Below are 16,331 nucleotides of genomic sequence, written 5' to 3'. Positions count from 1 at the left end.
TTATAATATTGCACCGAATATTTCGCCCGTGTGTCATCCAAAATATCGCCTGTGTAGCAGATCGCTGCCTCGGCAATTTTCCCTGATTGACGTGCGGCATCAATGGCTGTTTCCATCCCTTTTATCCAGTTTAAGCTATCGAAAATACGGAACACATCAATCCCTGATGCCGCTGATTCTGCGATAAATTCACGGATTAAATTATCGGGATAGTTGGTATAGCCGACCGCATTGGCCCCGCGCAGTAACATCTGGAATAGCACATTTGGCACCTGTTCACGCAGCTTTACAAGACGCTCCCATGGGTCTTCTTTTAGGAAACGGTAGGCTACATCAAACGTCGCCCCTCCCCACATTTCGAGCGAGAAGAAATTATGCATCAAGCGCGCTGTGGCGTCGGCAATTTGGAACATATCCTGTGAACGCACACGTGTTGCCAGCAGGGATTGGTGTGCATCTCGGAACGTTGTATCTGTAAGCAGTACATCTTCCTGCGCCTGAATCCATTTCACAAGCCCTTCTGCTCCTTGGGCATCTAAAATTTGCTTTGTCCCTGCTGGTGGCACGATAAATGGCTCCACTTTCGGCATGCCTGGCTGGACAAAGATTGGCTTTGCCTGCTTCTCTACCCCTGGGAAGCCATTTAATGTCACATTGCCAATATAGCTTAACAGCTTTGTCCCACGGTCCTTGCGCACTGGGAAATGAAATAGTTCAGGTGTCGTATCGATAAAGCTTGTATCGAAGGTACCTGTTAAAAATTTCTCATGCGTCACGACATTATTTAAAAACGGAATATTTGTTTTAACCCCACGAATACGGAATTCTTTTAAGTTACGGTCCATTTTCGCAGCAGCTTCTTTAAACGACATTCCTGATGTTGAAATTTTCACCAGTAAGGAATCATAGTATGGTGTCACAACAGCACCCTGGAAGCCATTCCCTGCATCGAGACGGACCCCAAAGCCACCGCTCGAACGATACACCATCAGCTTGCCTGTATCGGGCATAAAATCATTGGCAGGGTCTTCTGTTGTCACACGCGCCTGAATCGCATAGCCAATCATTGGCATCTCTTCCTGCTTAGGTAGATGAATTTCTTCACTGTGTAGGGCATAGCCTGCCGCCACCTTAATTTGCGTATGCACAATATCAATACCTGTAATCATTTCCGTAATGGTATGCTCTACTTGAATACGAGGGTTGACCTCGATGAAATAAAATTCTTCACCCGCCACTAAAAATTCCACTGTCCCTGCATTTATGTACGAGACATTTTTCATTAGCTGCACAGCCGCCTCACAAATTCGATTTCTTAAATTTTCTGAAATTGAATTCGACGGCGCGATTTCAACGACCTTTTGATGGCGGCGTTGAATCGAACAATCACGCTCATAGAGATGCACGATATTGCCCTGTTGATCGCCAATAATTTGCACCTCAATATGCTTTGGCTTGATAATTGCCTTCTCTACATATACTTCATCCGAGCCAAAAGCTGCCTTTGCCTCTGATTTGGCCCGTTCATAAGAAGAAGCAAGCTCCTCTGCTGTATGCACAAGACGCATCCCACGACCACCACCGCCAAGTGCTGCCTTAATCATCACTGGATAGCCATAGGTGCTAGCAAATGCCTCTACCTCTGTTAAATCAGCGACTGGACCATCTGTACCAGGAATAACAGGAATTCCTGCAGCAATGGCTTGTGAACGTGCTTTGACCTTATCTCCAAACATATCTAAATGTTCAGAAGTAGGCCCGATAAACACAATGCCCTCCTGCTCACAACGACGTGCAAATTCTACGTTTTCTGATAAAAAACCATACCCTGGATGAATGGCATCCACGCCCGCATCTTTCGCAATCGCGATAATGCCCTCAATATCTAAATAAGCTTCAATCGGCTTTTTACCCGCCCCTACTAAATAGGCCTCATCTGCTTTAAAGCGATGAAAGGCGCCACTATCCTCTCGTGAATAGATGGCTACTGTTTGGATATGAAGCTCCGTGCAGGCACGGAAAATACGAATCGCAATTTCTCCCCGATTGGCTACGAGAATTTTGTTGATTGACTCCATTGATATCCCCCTTTATGATTGTGATTTTTTCCTTTCTACCTTTTCAAACATAGAAACATTAATCAATATTCCCATAGCTAAAGATAGTATTATTATAGATGTCCCGCCATAGCTAATAAAAGGCAGCGTTACACCGGTTAACGGGATTAACCCAGTTACACCCCCAAGATTGATAAACGATTGAAAACCAATCCAGCTTGCAATACCAGCCGCAATCATACGTGCCAGTGGATCTTTCGTACGCAAAGCAATTGAAAATCCTTTATATATAATAAATCCTAGACCACCTAAGACGACTAGCACTCCCCAAATACCTAATTCTTCCATAATAATCGCCATAATAAAATCTGTTTGTGGTTCTGGTAAATATCCCAATTTTTGAATGGACTGACCTAGTCCCCTTCCTTCTAAGCCGCCTCCGCCAATGGCATAATAACTGTTAACAACTTGATGACCACTACCATTTTCATACTCAAACGGGTTTATGAATGATTTAATACGGCCCATACGATTATCCGTTAACATATCCCCTTTAAACAGCATTAGTATACCAAAGATGACGCCTCCAAAAGCGCCTAATACCCCAAAAAACTTCCAAAACGTTTTAAAAGGAATGCCACTCACTGCTACAACACAAACAGCAATTCCACACAGAATAATACTTGCTCCCAAGTCGGTTTCAAATGCTACACCAGCAACAACAAGAATCCAGAGGAAAATTGGATAAAATATTTCTGTTGGTTGTAGCTTTTCAAACGTATGCTTTTGCGCTTTCCGATAAAAAGCAGCAGCAAAATATAAAATGATAAATAGCTTCGCATATTCAGAAGGTTGAAAGTTACCAAAACCAGGGACATGAATCCAACTTTTTGCCCCTATTCCTACTTCATCATTACCAGCAACTTTTACCCAAGTAAAAAGGACAACTAGCACAGCCGTCAATAACAACATAACTTTTTTATTCGCATAATGCTTATACGGGAAAAATGCTGCTACTAAAAACCCAAGAAAAGCTACAATTAAATTGATTACTTGCTTGTGATAATAGTGATCTGGGGCATATTCCTTCCGAATTGCCACCATCATACTTGAACTATAAATCATTACCAAACCAAATAAGCTTAGCAATAGGACCGTAAAAAATAATGGATAATCAAAATTTTGTGCATAACGTTTTAAGTATTGTTTCATTGGAAAACCTCGTTCTAGAAAAAAAACTCAAATCGCAGATTGCGTTTGAGTTTTTTCTTTTTATTTGTCTGTATACGCGTCATGTAGTACAGAAAGCTCTTTCTCGAGTGAATCGAGAATTTCTTTGCCTTTTTCGCGCTCAATCAGTCCAAGCTTCACAGCAAAGTCAATTTCACGTGAAAGGCCGAACATTTGTGTATCTAATACTTCTTCATATAAAGGGCATTGTGGCATTGTTAGATGATCCATTTGTACTCGAATAAGGCGAGCAATTTTGTCTGCATCAGCAACTAAAAGCTCCAAAGCCTTCTCCTGAAAAGAAGTTTGTGATTTCGTATCCATGAGGACGCCCCCATTATCTGATATTTCTTCGATTCTATCTTAATAAAGTTTATCTTTTAGTCGTTAAAATTGCAAGTGTCTTCGTTGGAAAAATAGCGAATTCAAATTATATTTCTTTATTATCTCTAGTCATTAGCGTTATACTATTTCATGGATATACAAGATTTAAGGAGGATTTCTATTATGGAAACAATAATTCCTATCAAGGGTGCAGTTTCATTTCAACTAACATTAGATCCTACAGTTTGGATTTTCGATGATCGTAAATTAGATTTAAAAACATACTTCACATCACAAGACGTGGAGGAAGATAAGGATATTAAATATATGCGTGAGGTTGGTGCTCATTGGTCACGTGAAATAATGGAAGGAGCAACTTTCCCTCCAACATTAAAATCTGAGCGCAAATTTGATCGTAAAGGGATGGAGACAGGTACTTTCGGTATCGAATTAAGCCCCTTCTTGAAAAATGCTGAAATGAAGCCTGAAGCGACAACAATTGTTATTGAGTGTGAAGATGGCAAAGAATATCCGTTCTCAATTGCGGAGGCACAAACGCTTATTTTAAAATATAGCCAGGACGGCAAACCTCTTCTAGAAGATGGTCCTGTCCATGTGCTCTTTAAAGATGGATCGAATGTAGACAACCCTATCAAAAATGTATCAGCCATTCGTGTTGAATAGGAGGGAATGCAATGCGTGTAAAATGTGTCATTTGCGATACAATTAGCAATTTAGACGATGATTTACCATTAGCAAAAAAATTACGCAATCGACCAATTCATACGTATATGTGTGACACATGTCATGATCGTATTAAAGACAATACGCTCGCACGAATAGAAACTGGAAATTTCCGCTTTTATCGTACTTCACCACAAATGGATAAAGATTTTTAAATAAATATTGTTATAAAAACGAAAACATTCCGAGATATGAGTATTCTCGGAATGTTTTCATAGTGTTGAAAAATTAAATAGTCAAGGGACTCTTTGTAAATATTTAGTCAATATGAAGGTGATTTCCGTTCCAGGCTACTCGCTTTCCAGTGGGCGAGCGACGAGCCGCTTCCTGCGCTAACGCTCCGTGCAGGGTCTCGTCTGTCTCGCTATCCCACGGGAGTCGAGTAGCCTTGCACTCCAATCAGCAATAGTATAGAACTTTAAATATATTCTTCCCTCAAAAGTAAAGTAAAAGCATGTTACTCACCAACATTAAATGAATAAAATATTGGTACAATTCTACAGCTATTAACCTACATTTTATGCATAAAACTACTTTGTAACTTTACATAAAGTACTGCTCTGCTTTCGCATAGAAAAATGTTATCAAAGCTCCATTTTTGCACAATATAGTGATGGCTAAGACTTCAAATTTATCACTATAAATTTGTGTGAAATGCCAGAAGAAAATACTATGAGCAATGGTTGATTGGAGTGTAGACTGAGTGACTCCTCGGGGATTCAGCGTCACAGATGAGACCCTGGAGCGAGCAAAGCGAGTGAAGCGGCTCATCGGACGCCCCCAGGAAAGCGCTCAGTCGGAACGGAGATCAACCTCTCGTTTTGAAAAAGGGCTATACTTTTTGATTTGTCACCTTGATTTCATTGACATAATAGTATTTCAACAACGAAAACATTCCGAGATATGAGTATTCTCGGAATGTTTTTTGTTTATTGATTAATGGTTTGAAATATCATAGACATCATGCAATAATAATTTCCCATAACAATAAAAGCGAGGCATCCCACAACACTGAGATAAATCTCGCTTTCATTCTTTTAATTCGAATTAGGAGCCGCTTCACCTTATACCTTATTCTTTATAACCATCTTCTCAATCAACTCGACCACTTGATACATAATTGTCGCAAAAAAGGCAATGATGAGCAATGACATCAGAACTAAATTAAAATTAAATACTTGGAAGCCATAGATAATTAAATAACCAAGACCTTTTGAGGCAACTAAAAATTCACCCACAATAACCCCTACCCATGATAATCCTACGTTTACCTTTAAAGTTGAAATAATCGTTGGGAAAGAGGCTGGTAGTATGACTTCTTTAAATATCTGCCACCTTGTAGCCCTAAAAGTTTGTAATACTTTACTATAGTTCGGATCTACCCCTTTAAAGGCTGTATAAACAACAATGGTTGTAATAATAATCGAAATTAATGCACCCATTGCAATTATCGAAAAATACCCTGGTCCTAGTGCAACAATTAAAATAGGTCCCAGTGCAACCTTTGGCATAGCATTTAAAATCACTAAATAGGGATCCAATACCTTCGATAACATAGGGGACCACCACAAAATAATAGCTATTAATGTACCTAGTAAAGTACCAGCAACAAAACCAATAATCGTCTCCATCAACGTGACGCCCACATGCAATGTTAACGAACCATCACTTACTTTTCCAATAAAGGTTTGCCATACATGTGTTGGTGAGCTAAAAATTAACCGATCAATCCATTCAAATCTAGAAAGAAGCTCCCATCCACCAAAAAAAATGAGTAAGATGATGAGCTGATAAAGTCGAACAAAACGTTTTTCCTTTTTTAACATTTGTTGATACTGTTTAAAAGGTGTATTATCCAAGGCTCTCCAGCTCCTTCCAAATATCTTGGAATACATCTGAATATGCTGGATGTTGTCGCACATCAAAAGGTGATAGCTGTTGTAATGCTTCAGGTATTTCAAAAACTCTGTGTAATGTACCTGGATTTGCTGAGAAAAGAAATACCCGTTCACTCATCGCAATTGCCTCACCAATATCATGAGTGACAAGAACTGCTGTTTTTTGATAGGCCTTTAACGTTTCAACAACCAAATCCTCAAGCTTTAGCTTCGACTGATAATCAAGTGCCGAAAACGGTTCATCTAGCAGTAAAATCTTAGGATTTACTGCCAACGTTCTGGCTAATGCAACACGTTGCCGCATACCACCGGACAGCTCTCGCGGGTAATTGTTGCCGACATTCGCTAGCCCCACTTCTCGCAACAATGCATTTGCGGTTACTTTATGAGTTTTATAGCTACGCTCCATAATCTTCAAGCCAATCGTAATATTGTCCTCAATATTTTTCCATGGAAATAAATAATCTTGCTGAAGCATATAACCAATAAGTGATTGATTTTGTGTCGATATTTCCTCACCATCAATATATACCTTGCCTACTGTAGGTGGAAACAAGCCTGCTATGATGGACAATAAAGTTGTTTTCCCACAACCACTCGGTCCAATAAATGAGACAAACTCGCCTTCACGAATGCCTAAATTAATATCACATAATACATCCTTTGCCTGTGTACTCGAAAAATAGCTATGGTGAATATTTTCTAGGTTTAAAAATTCCATATTACTCAGCAGCCTTTTTCGCAAAAGTTGTATTCACAAGTTTTTCATAATCCACTCGTTGAGGAAGTTCACCTGCTTCCTCCATAATCTTTTGCAAGTTATCCCATTCCCCCTTCTCCAGTATAGGATCTGTCGCATAAGAGCCCTGAGATTTATAACGCTCTACCACTGTTTCAATTAAAGCTATATCCACATTTTCAAAGTATGGCTGAATAATTTTAGCCACTTCAGCAGCACTCTCTTTTTGTACAAAATCCTGTGCTCGTTTCAATGCATTTGTAAAGCCTTGTACTGTCTTCGCATCATCGTTTAAATAACTGCTTTTTGCCATAAACGAGGTATAAGGTAAATGGCCAGATTCTGTACCAAATGAAGCAACAATATAGCCTTTCCCTTCTTTTTCAAACACACTTGCAGTCGGTTCAAATAGTTGTACAAAATCTCCAGTTCCAGAAGCAAAAGCCGTAGAAATATTTGCAAAGTCAATGTTTTGAATAAGTGTTAAGTCTTGAGTTGGATCTATGCCATGTTTTTTCAATACAAATTCTCCTGCCATTTGCGGCATTCCACCCTTACGTTGGCCTAAAAATGTGGAGCCTTTTAATTGATCCCAAGAAAAATTATCTATCTTATCCCGTGCAACTAAAAATGTACCATCTGTTTGAGTGAGCTGTGCAAAATTTTGAATTGGGTCGTTTGCGCCCTGAAGTGTCACATAAATAGAGGTCTCTGATCCAACTAGAGCAATATCAATTCCATCTGACAGTAATGCTGTCATTGTTTTATCCCCACCAGCTATTGTCTGTAGCTCCACGGAAAGTCCTTCATCTTCAAAGAATCCCTTTTCAAGAGCAACGTACTGTGGTGCATAGAAAATTGAGCGCGTCACCTCTCCAACTTTGACTTTTTCAAGCTCATGTTTATTACACGCTGTCAAAGAAAGGAGAAGTACAGCAATTACACTTAAAAACATACCTCTTTTAAACCACCGCATTCCTTTTCCTCCTTGTTTGTTGAAAATAAGCCTATCGACATTAACTTATTCACCTTAGAAGGTTTCGGTGCCTATCTTATCAATTATGCCTCGGCATAATTGCGTCCGAAATCGACTTTGTGTTAACACAAAGTCGATTCCGTGACATCCGCTGAAAAGAAGCTTAAATTCGCATTCATCTCACCACCTATAGAGGTGGGAGACTTCTGTATCTGTCGCTATGCTTTCGATACAAAAAACATTTGCTGAAAGAAGTTAAAACTGTTCTACACCAAATATTGAGATGGTACTTCCTCTCCGATGTTTTGACAATTTTATCCTTCATTTTTTCTCTCACTAAAAAAGAAAACAGCCTTAGCTATTCAACGCTAAGACTGTTTCTCAAATATAGTTATTTCACTGATTTGTAGCTTGTTGCTCATCTCTTTTTTCACGCCACATACGTGTTTTATAGACAATTAAAATTAATGCCGCTACAATAAGCCCTTCAACCATTGGAAGATATAAAGCAAAAAATGTTAACAGAACACAACCTAAAAACAGGAAAACATAAATAATAATATTTTGTGATCGTTTTAATTTCTTTGCAAAGCCTAATTTATAGACAATTGCTGAAAGTAGAAACACAAGGAAAAATAGAACATAGCCAGCAATATCATAGTTAGGCATATTCTCATATAAAAAACGTGTAATTCCAGCCATTTTTTTATAGGCATCTTCTGTTTCCTTTGCATTTACCTGTGCAGCTACTTGAATAACATTCAGTTCCCCCATTAAAGCGGACTTAATATCCAAGACCCTCTTCCTTTCATGGAAGCAAAAAATTATTGTTCAACGTTTTTAAGTTTTTTCGCTATTCTTTCACGTTCATTTTTATCTAGAATTTGCTTACGAAGGCGAATAGTCTCTGGTGTAATTTCTAGGTACTCATCATCATTTAAGAATTCTAACGCTTCTTCTAGTGTCAATAAACGCGGCTTTTTAATAACGTTTGTTGCATCTTTTGTCGCAGAACGAACATTCGTTTTTTGCTTCATTTTTGTAATGTTTACAGTGATATCATTATCACGTGTATTTTCACCAACAATCATACCTTCATAAATTTCAGTACCTGGCTCTACAAATAGTGTACCACGGTCCTCTACTTGCATCATACCATAAGTTGTCGATTTACCAGTTTCCATAGATACTAAAACACCCTGATGGCGTCCGCCAATGCGACCTGGAATGGAAGCTTGATAACAATCGAATGTATGATTGATGATACCAAAACCTTTTGTCATTGACATAAATTCAGTTGTATAACCTATTAAACCACGCGCAGGTACAAGGAACGTTAAACGAACTTGACCATTGCCATTGTTCACCATATCTAACATTTCACCTTTACGTGTACCGATTGACTCAATAACTGAACCCACATTTTCTTCTGGTACATCGATTTGGACGCGTTCAAATGGCTCACATTTCACACCATCAATTTCACGAATAATTACTTGTGGTTTTGAAACTTGTAACTCGAAGCCCTCACGACGCATATTTTCAATCAGGATTGATAAATGAAGTTCACCACGACCTGAAACTGTCCATGCATCTGGCGAATCCGTATCTTCAACACGTAAAGATACATCTGTTTGAAGCTGTGAACGTAAACGCTCCTCTACTTTACGAGCTGTTACCCATTTACCTTCGCGCCCTGCAAATGGCGAGTTGTTGACTAAGAAAGTCATTTGTAATGTTGGTTCATCAATACGTAATGGTGTTAATGCCTCTTGATGTTCTACAGGACATACCGTTTCACCAACGTTGATGTCTTCCATACCTGATACAGCAATTAAATCTCCAGCTTTTGCTGACTGAATTTCTTCACGTTTTAAGCCAAAGAAACCAAAAAGTTTAGTTACACGGAATTGCTTTACTGTACCATCTAATTTCATTAACGCTACTTGTTGACCTACTTCGATTGTCCCGCGGAATACACGCCCAATACCGATACGTCCTACATAGTCATTATAGTCAAGTAAAGCTACTTGGAATTGTAATGGTTCCTCAGAGTTATCCACTGGTGCTGGAATAGATTCAATAACCTTTTCAAATAGGCATTGCATATTTTCCTCTTGATTTGCTGGATTAGAATCAAGTGAAGCTGTACCATTGACACCTGAAGCATAAACAACTGGGAAGTCTAATTGATCATCATCTGCACCCAGCTCAATAAATAGCTCTAATACTTCATCTACTACTTCAAGTGGACGAGCAGAGTCTTTGTCTACTTTGTTAACAACAACAATTGGTGTTAACTTTTGCTCTAATGCTTTTTTTAGCACGAAGCGTGTTTGCGGCATACAACCCTCATACGCATCGACAACTAGTAAAACGCCATCAACCATTTTTAAAATACGTTCTACCTCACCACCGAAGTCAGCGTGTCCAGGCGTATCAAGGATGTTGATACGAGTTCCGTTATAGTTTACCGCAGTATTTTTTGCTAAAATTGTAATACCACGTTCGCGTTCAATATCATTAGAGTCCATTGCACGTTCTTCAACATGTTCGTTTGAACGGAATGTACCAGATTGTTTTAATAATTGGTCAACTAAGGTAGTTTTACCATGGTCAACGTGGGCGATTATTGCGATATTGCGAAGATCTTGACGTAAGTTTGTCATTATTCCACTCCATATTCTTTTTTCGAATGTTTAACTGTGATATTATAGCACAAGAGGGATAGAAATGTCCTTATTAGAATTTTCATCATTCTAAAAAATATATTTGAATTACAAATTTTTAATATAGGAGGCTCGGCTATGAATCGTGCAAAATTCGTAATGGCCATTTATGCATTAGCAGCTGTTTTAGCAATGTGTTCTATCGGATATTCTGTGGCTGCTGAAAGTGGATTTGGTATTTTAGCAGGCATTTTGGCTACTTGTGTCATTTTTATGACAGCCTTTAAAATGAAACGCAAATTGCGTGAGCAAGGATTACTTTAATAGACATTTATGTTACAAAGAAGGAGCCTGTCTAAAAAAGACGGCTCCTTTATTATTCATAAGGTACAATATATTTTTCTAATAATTCTTTGTGTATGGAAGGATTAGCAATAATAAAAGTATCCTGATGAAGGAAATCAAAGCCTTCCCCGTGTAAATTTGTGGCAACAGCACCAACTTCCTGTGCGATAATAGCACCCCCTGCAATATCCCATGGCGATAAACGCATAGAAACATAAGCATCTAGCTTACCACTCACAACAAACGCTATTTCCATAGCTGCCGAACCATATGATCGTGTCCCTCGTACTTTACGAACCATATCAATAACCTTTTCATGATGAATATGGCGATTCGGTGCTACCCAATGTGCATTAATACCAATGATAGATTCTTCTATTTTTACTGACGGTAATTTTCGTAAAGGTGACTCATTGTACCAAGCGCCTTCTCCAGCTATTGCATAAAATAAGTCTTCACGCATCACGTCAAATATGTAACCAAGCTTTCCTACTCCATTTATGAATATACCAATGGAAATCATAAAATGGCGGTGTTGTTTAACAAAATTCATCGTGCCATCAATAGGATCAATAATCCATACAACGCCATCTAAGGATTCTACTTTTTCTCCCATTCCCTCTTCCCCTAAAATTTTGTGAGATGGATCAAAAGCTTTTATTTTTTCAATAAAGAATAATTCTGTTTCACGATCAATATTTGTCACAAGGTCATTGGCACCTGATTTTGTTTCGATAACCAAATTATACGAAAAAGCTTGTCTAATGCGGCTGCCCGCTTCAAAGATAATATTTTTCGCAAATTGATCCAATTGTTGCATGTCCATAAAAACCCACCCTTCGATTAAAAAAGCCCAATGCTTTGGCCTGATTTTACATATTTTCATGTTCTCACCATTTAAGAATATGCTGATTTCTTTTTCTCTCGATGTTAGCATGGTGTATACTGCACATTGTACTGCTAAAAACGTAAAACTTTTCATTATGATATAAAGTCTATTTTACCCTTTATAACAATAAAAATCACCTGCTGTCGGAATATTCAGCAAGTGATTTTCAAATTGGTATGAAATTTTTATTACGCATAGGCGTGCAAACTTTCAAGTTCCATCTGAATTTCAGTCAGACGTTTTTTACTTTTTTCAATTTCAGCTTCATTTTTTTCATTCATAGCATCAAAGAGAGAAGCTAATTCATAATCTAATTCCAACTGTAAAATGTGTTCATATTGCTTTTCAATGTCAACTTTACGTATAATTTTTACGATTGGTTTCATAAAAATCACTTCCTTTTTTTAATTTTTCACAAGAACATTTTGGATGTTCGAGAAAGTTCTTGTTATAAGATTTTTTCCCACTTTTCTAATAAAATAAACCTTATAAATCGAAAGGAGCTACTACCATTGCCAAAAATAAAGTGGACGAATAAAGACTTTAATGTTTTTCATATAGACGGTTTAGAGCAGAGAATGGATGCATTAAATACTACTGTACGACCAAAGTTTCAACTGCTAGGAGAAAATTTTTCTGCTTTCTTTTCCAGTCATCTTGGAGAAGAATTTTATCCTCACGTTGCAAAACACGCACGCAGAACTGTGAATCCTCCAAATGATAGCTGGGTTGCCTTCGCTCCGTACAAAAGAGGTTATAAATCCTTACCTCACTTTCAGATTGGTCTTTGGAGCACACATTTATTCATCGTCTTAGCTATTATTTACGAAGCGCCCGAAAAAAATGTGATGGCTCAGCGTTTAATGGCGAATAAATCATCACTAGAGCAGCTTCCTGAAGATTTTATTGTGTCTGGAGATCATATGTCTCCAGAAGCTACTCCTTTACAGATGGCAAAGGAGGACAAGCTAGATGATTTACTCCTTCGTTTGCGTGATATAAAAAAAGGCGAATTTTTAGTAGGTCGGCATATCCCAAGAGAGCAGGCAAGCAAGCTGTCAGCTAGTCAACTCAATCAAATAACGGAAGAAACTTTCAGTCATTTGCTCCCAATCTATAACGTCATTGTTGGAAAATAATATTCGATGTATGATGTTTTTATCCATATGACATAATAATGCAGATGATGTAACTATGTTAAATGTCGATTTATAAGTTGCCTACCTACATTTATATATTGTGGAAAATTTCCGATTTTATTCCTATTTTATCGAATTTTTTTGTAGATAAATAAATCATAATTGTAATATTTTACATTATTCAATAAAAATGATATTGATGTAGTGTATGCAAAGCACTCTTTTTTAACACACATATAGTGTAAAGCTCAAAAATAAAAAAGTGGACGTGAGAATAACTCACATCCACTTTTTTTAATGACGTTGTTTAGGAACTACTTTAATCAAAGTACCATCCATTGCTTCTTTAGTTAGTTTAACGACAGGGTAACTTACATAGCCACTGGCTTCTTCAAATTCACGAAAAATAGATTTTTCTTCTGCTTGTGAAGGGACAATTTGTTTAAAACGACGATACTTTGCCAGCATATTTTCACGTTTAATGCCCTTCTCGTATGCTTGCTCAATCCCTTCGAAGAATTGAACAACATCAACAATTTCTTCTGTAGACCAATCTGTTGAAAACGGATAGGAATATTCCATTAGACATAACCACCTTTACGTTATTGTCCCCATTTTACTCGGATACTTTCAGCTTCTGCAACCATACGAGCGATAAGCTCCTCAACTGTTGGAATATCATGGATCATTCCTGTAACTTGACCAGCCCAGCCAAATCCTTGGTCTTCCTCACCATCATAAATAAAACGTTTATTAGCAGCGCCACTAATGAAATCTTTTAAAGCTTCATATGTCGGCGTTTTCTCCTCGATTTCTAAAATTTTCGCTGTAAAATCATTGCGTAATGCTCGAGCTGGTGCACCAATAGAACGTTTAATAATTGTTGTATCAGCCTCACTGCTTGCCAGTAACGCCTCTTTATAAGCTTCTGATGCATCTATGCACTCTTTAGTCGCAATAAAGCGTGTACCCATTTCAATACCCTCCGCTCCAAGTGCCTGAGCTGCCATCCAACCTCGACCATCACCTATACCACCAGAAGCAATCACCGGTATATTTACACTGTCAACAACTTGCGGAACAAGGACCATTGTGCCGACATCATCACGTCCAAGATGACCACCTCCCTCTTGTCCAACAACCATCACAGCATCTGCTCCAAGTTGTTCTGCTTTTTGAGCTTGTCTACGTGCGGCTACAAGCACTAACTTTTTAATGTCGGTTCCTGCCAAAATATCAAAAATAGGTGCAGGATTCCCTCCAGTCATTGTTACTACAGGTACTTTTTCTTCCACTGCCACACGTACCATATCCTCATAGCCAGTGCCATACATGCCAATGGCAAAGTTTACACCAAACGGTTTATCTGTTAATGTTCGTACTTTCTGAATTTCTGCGCGCAATAAGTCAGGATCACGTAAACTCATAGCCGTTATTTGCCCGAGTCCTCCAGCATTCGACACTGCAGCTGCCAAATCAGCATATGCTAAATAGGCTAAACCCCCTTGAATAATTGGGTATTTCACATTTAAAAGTTCTGTCACACGTGTATTCCAATTCATAGTACCTCCCCTTTCGTACGTTACTAACTTCTCGAAATGATCAAAAAACCCTTTTATTTTTTTAATTAAAGTCTATTCTTTCATGTCGTAAGGTGCTATAATTCATTTGTTTTCTTAGATATTATAAAGTGAGGTGGTACCTGCGTTGTCACAATTAGAGACTCCTTTGTTCGACGTATTACTTAAACATCGGAACAGACATCCGATTCAGTTCCATATTCCAGGCCATAAGAAAGGTCAAGGTATGGATCCAGCCTTCCGAGAATTCGTCGGCGACAACGTTTTATCAATTGATTTAATTAATATTGCTCCACTAGACGATTTACATTCACCAAAAGGCGCCATTAAAGAAGCGCAAGCACTTGCTGCTGAGGCCTTTGGTGCTGATCATACATTCTTTTCCGTTCAAGGTACTAGTGGCGCCATCATGACGATGATTCTGACCGTCGTCGGTCCAGGTGATAAGATTCTAGTGCCACGGAATGTTCATAAATCAATTATGTCAGCGATTGTTTTCGCTGGTGCAATTCCGATTTTTATTCATCCTGAAGTGGACAGTGAATATGGTATTTCTCACGGAATATCACCTGAAGCTGTCGAAAAGGCTTTAAAAGCTTATCCAGACACAAAAGCAGTTCTTGTTATTAACCCAACTTATTATGGCTTTACAGCTGATTTAAAACGTATTGTCGAAATCGCACATGGTCGAAATATCCCAGTAGTTGTTGATGAAGCCCATGGCGTACACATTAAATTCCATGATGAGCTTCCGTATTCAGCGATGGAAGCAGGAGCCGATATGGCTGCTACGAGCGTACATAAGCTAGGTGGCTCCATGACACAAACATCAATCTTAAATGTACGTGAAGGACTTGTCTCAGCAAAACGTGTACAAGCTGTCTTTTCAATGCTGACAACAACATCGACATCTTATCCATTGCTGGCATCGCTTGATACAGCTAGACGTCAGCTAGCAATTCATGGCGTTGATTTAATCGATGATGCTTTACGCTTGGCAAAGGATGCCCGTAAACGGATTAATCAAATTCCGCATTTAAAATGTGCTGGAAAGGAAAAATTGCATTCATCTGCAACCTACGATATGGATCCTTTAAAGCTTCTAATTAGTGTAAAAGATTTGGGTATTTCTGGGCATCGAGCTGAGGAATGGTTACGTTATAATGCGAATATTGAAGTAGAACTTTCTGATCTTTACAATATTCTATGTTTAGTAACTTTGGGAGATACGAAAAAGGAGATAAATCTTCTTATTAACGCACTTAATCGTATGTCCAAAGCATTTGATTCAGAAGCTGCTATCACTGAAGCAGTAGTTAATGTTCCAGAAATTCCAGCTCTTGCTATGTCACCACGTGATGCATTTTATGCAGATACTGAGGTTGTTCCATTGGCAGAGGCGGATAACTGTATTTGTGCAGAATTTATTATGGTATACCCTCCTGGAATTCCGATTTTTATTCCCGGGGAAATAATTACACAAGAAAATATTCATTATATTCAAATGAATATTGAAGCAGGTCTACCAGTACAGGGGCCTGAAGATTCAACATTGAAAACAATTCGTGTTATAAAAGAACGTAAACCAATTATTTAAATAATAATATCTTTCACAATCAATTAGTTCTAATATAAAAACCGTATGATCCCTTGCATCATACGGTTTTTCATGTTGTTGAAATACTATTATGTCAATGAAATCAAGGTGACAAATTAAATAGTATAGCCCTTTTTCAAAACG

18 protein-coding genes are annotated in these 16,331 nt (G+C 38.3%); 5 read left to right on the top strand and 13 right to left on the bottom strand.

Features of this window, described 5'->3' with window-relative positions; genetic code table 11:
• The 3 genes from AC3WOM_RS24750 to AC3WOM_RS24740 all read right to left on the bottom strand — a co-directional run.
• The coding region (locus AC3WOM_RS24750) for a pyruvate carboxylase (RefSeq protein WP_492448775.1) at positions 1-2,078 on the bottom strand (2,078 nt) is incomplete at its 3' end.
• Positions 2,079-2,090: 12 nt separating this feature from the next.
• Complete coding sequence (locus AC3WOM_RS24745; RefSeq protein ID WP_427549692.1) at positions 2,091-3,269, bottom strand: FtsW/RodA/SpoVE family cell cycle protein; 1,179 nt, start codon at positions 3,267-3,269, stop codon at positions 2,091-2,093.
• 60 nt (positions 3,270-3,329) lie between these two features.
• Positions 3,330-3,611, bottom strand: a complete 282-nt coding sequence (locus tag AC3WOM_RS24740) for an Fpa/YlaN family protein (protein WP_004224778.1) — start codon at positions 3,609-3,611, stop codon at positions 3,330-3,332.
• Positions 3,612-3,794: 183 nt separating this feature from the next.
• Here AC3WOM_RS24740 and AC3WOM_RS24735 point away from each other — a divergent pair, with 183 nt between their 5' ends.
• Together AC3WOM_RS24735 and AC3WOM_RS24730 are read left to right on the top strand one after the other, a co-directional pair.
• Positions 3,795-4,295, top strand: coding sequence for a peptidyl-prolyl cis-trans isomerase (locus AC3WOM_RS24735; protein ID WP_492448774.1), 501 nt, complete (start codon positions 3,795-3,797; stop codon positions 4,293-4,295).
• A gap of 11 nt (positions 4,296-4,306) precedes the next feature.
• Positions 4,307-4,510, top strand: a complete 204-nt coding sequence (locus AC3WOM_RS24730) for a YlaI family protein (RefSeq protein ID WP_427549686.1) — start codon at positions 4,307-4,309, stop codon at positions 4,508-4,510.
• 388 nt (positions 4,511-4,898) lie between these two features.
• Here the strand turns inward: AC3WOM_RS24730 and AC3WOM_RS24725 are convergent, their stop codons facing one another.
• The 6 genes from AC3WOM_RS24725 to typA form a co-directional block, all read right to left on the bottom strand.
• Entirely contained in the window at positions 4,899-5,126 is a 228-nt protein-coding gene (locus tag AC3WOM_RS24725) for a hypothetical protein (RefSeq protein WP_492448773.1), read from the bottom strand.
• A 293-nt stretch (positions 5,127-5,419) separates the two neighbouring features.
• Positions 5,420-6,214 (bottom strand): ABC transporter permease, encoded by a 795-nt coding sequence (locus tag AC3WOM_RS24720; RefSeq protein WP_427549683.1) that lies wholly within the window; start codon positions 6,212-6,214, stop codon positions 5,420-5,422.
• Positions 6,207-6,974: an ABC transporter ATP-binding protein gene (locus AC3WOM_RS24715; protein ID WP_427549682.1), complete on the bottom strand. Its 768-nt coding sequence runs from the start codon at positions 6,972-6,974 to the stop codon at positions 6,207-6,209. Before AC3WOM_RS24715 ends, AC3WOM_RS24720 begins: the two co-directional genes overlap by 8 nt.
• Position 6,975: 1 nt before the next feature.
• Positions 6,976-7,968, bottom strand: a complete 993-nt coding sequence (locus AC3WOM_RS24710; RefSeq protein ID WP_427549680.1) for an ABC transporter substrate-binding protein — start codon at positions 7,966-7,968, stop codon at positions 6,976-6,978.
• Positions 7,969-8,364: 396 nt separating this feature from the next.
• Positions 8,365-8,763 carry a YlaH-like family protein gene (locus AC3WOM_RS24705; RefSeq protein WP_427549677.1) on the bottom strand — a complete coding sequence of 133 codons (399 nt, stop codon included), beginning with the start codon at positions 8,761-8,763 and terminating at the stop codon, positions 8,365-8,367.
• Between the two features lie 29 nt (positions 8,764-8,792).
• A complete protein-coding gene (gene typA / locus AC3WOM_RS24700; protein ID WP_427549676.1) occupies positions 8,793-10,637 on the bottom strand; it encodes a translational GTPase TypA in 1,845 nt (614 codons plus the stop codon).
• 138 nt (positions 10,638-10,775) lie between these two features.
• Between typA and AC3WOM_RS24695 the strand changes: the two genes are divergently transcribed.
• The gene (locus AC3WOM_RS24695) at positions 10,776-10,961 is read left to right on the top strand and encodes a DUF5325 family protein (protein WP_427549673.1); all 186 of its coding nucleotides are present in this window, start codon (positions 10,776-10,778) and stop codon (positions 10,959-10,961) included.
• 52 nt (positions 10,962-11,013) lie between these two features.
• Here AC3WOM_RS24695 and AC3WOM_RS24690 read toward each other — a convergent pair whose 3' ends face one another.
• Together AC3WOM_RS24690 and AC3WOM_RS24685 are read right to left on the bottom strand one after the other, a co-directional pair.
• On the bottom strand, positions 11,014-11,808 hold the full coding sequence (locus tag AC3WOM_RS24690) for an inositol monophosphatase family protein (protein WP_427549670.1): 795 nt from the start codon (positions 11,806-11,808) through the stop codon (positions 11,014-11,016).
• A 251-nt stretch (positions 11,809-12,059) separates the two neighbouring features.
• Positions 12,060-12,257, bottom strand: a complete 198-nt coding sequence (locus tag AC3WOM_RS24685; protein ID WP_283871022.1) for a YkzI domain-containing protein — start codon at positions 12,255-12,257, stop codon at positions 12,060-12,062.
• 126 nt (positions 12,258-12,383) lie between these two features.
• Here AC3WOM_RS24685 and AC3WOM_RS24680 point away from each other — a divergent pair, with 126 nt between their 5' ends.
• Positions 12,384-13,010, top strand: a complete 627-nt coding sequence (locus AC3WOM_RS24680; protein WP_427549668.1) for a YktB family protein — start codon at positions 12,384-12,386, stop codon at positions 13,008-13,010.
• Between the two features lie 294 nt (positions 13,011-13,304).
• Here the strand turns inward: AC3WOM_RS24680 and AC3WOM_RS24675 are convergent, their stop codons facing one another.
• Entirely contained in the window at positions 13,305-13,592 is a 288-nt protein-coding gene (locus AC3WOM_RS24675) for a UPF0223 family protein (protein WP_427549666.1), read from the bottom strand.
• Between the two features lie 20 nt (positions 13,593-13,612).
• Complete coding sequence (locus AC3WOM_RS24670; protein ID WP_427549663.1) at positions 13,613-14,572, bottom strand: NAD(P)H-dependent flavin oxidoreductase; 960 nt, start codon at positions 14,570-14,572, stop codon at positions 13,613-13,615.
• Positions 14,573-14,717: 145 nt separating this feature from the next.
• On the opposite strand from AC3WOM_RS24670, the gene AC3WOM_RS24665 reads away from it, so the two are divergent.
• Positions 14,718-16,187 (top strand): aminotransferase class I/II-fold pyridoxal phosphate-dependent enzyme, encoded by a 1,470-nt coding sequence (locus AC3WOM_RS24665; RefSeq protein WP_427549660.1) that lies wholly within the window; start codon positions 14,718-14,720, stop codon positions 16,185-16,187.
• Positions 16,188-16,331: the final 144 nt, after the last annotated feature.

Source organism: Lysinibacillus sp. FW301-JW8, from assembly GCF_058788755.1.
This window is presented reverse-complemented; position numbering and strand designations above follow the sequence as displayed.

Coding starts and splice junctions, on each gene's coding strand:
- typA (WP_427549676.1), bottom strand. CDS start 10,637: ATGACAAACTTACGTCAAGATCTTCGCAATATCGCAATAATCGCCCAC.
- AC3WOM_RS24690 (WP_427549670.1), bottom strand. CDS start 11,808: ATGGACATGCAACAATTGGATCAATTTGCGAAAAATATTATCTTTGAA.
- AC3WOM_RS24670 (WP_427549663.1), bottom strand. CDS start 14,572: ATGAATTGGAATACACGTGTGACAGAACTTTTAAATGTGAAATACCCA.
- AC3WOM_RS24725 (WP_492448773.1), bottom strand. CDS start 5,126: ATGAGCCGCTTCACTCGCTTTGCTCGCTCCAGGGTCTCATCTGTGACG.
- AC3WOM_RS24710 (WP_427549680.1), bottom strand. CDS start 7,968: ATGCGGTGGTTTAAAAGAGGTATGTTTTTAAGTGTAATTGCTGTACTT.
- AC3WOM_RS24695 (WP_427549673.1), top strand. CDS start 10,776: ATGAATCGTGCAAAATTCGTAATGGCCATTTATGCATTAGCAGCTGTT.
- AC3WOM_RS24715 (WP_427549682.1), bottom strand. CDS start 6,974: ATGGAATTTTTAAACCTAGAAAATATTCACCATAGCTATTTTTCGAGT.
- AC3WOM_RS24675 (WP_427549666.1), bottom strand. CDS start 13,592: ATGGAATATTCCTATCCGTTTTCAACAGATTGGTCTACAGAAGAAATT.
- AC3WOM_RS24740 (WP_004224778.1), bottom strand. CDS start 3,611: ATGGATACGAAATCACAAACTTCTTTTCAGGAGAAGGCTTTGGAGCTT.
- AC3WOM_RS24730 (WP_427549686.1), top strand. CDS start 4,307: ATGCGTGTAAAATGTGTCATTTGCGATACAATTAGCAATTTAGACGAT.
- AC3WOM_RS24735 (WP_492448774.1), top strand. CDS start 3,795: ATGGAAACAATAATTCCTATCAAGGGTGCAGTTTCATTTCAACTAACA.
- AC3WOM_RS24745 (WP_427549692.1), bottom strand. CDS start 3,269: ATGAAACAATACTTAAAACGTTATGCACAAAATTTTGATTATCCATTA.
- AC3WOM_RS24685 (WP_283871022.1), bottom strand. CDS start 12,257: ATGAAACCAATCGTAAAAATTATACGTAAAGTTGACATTGAAAAGCAA.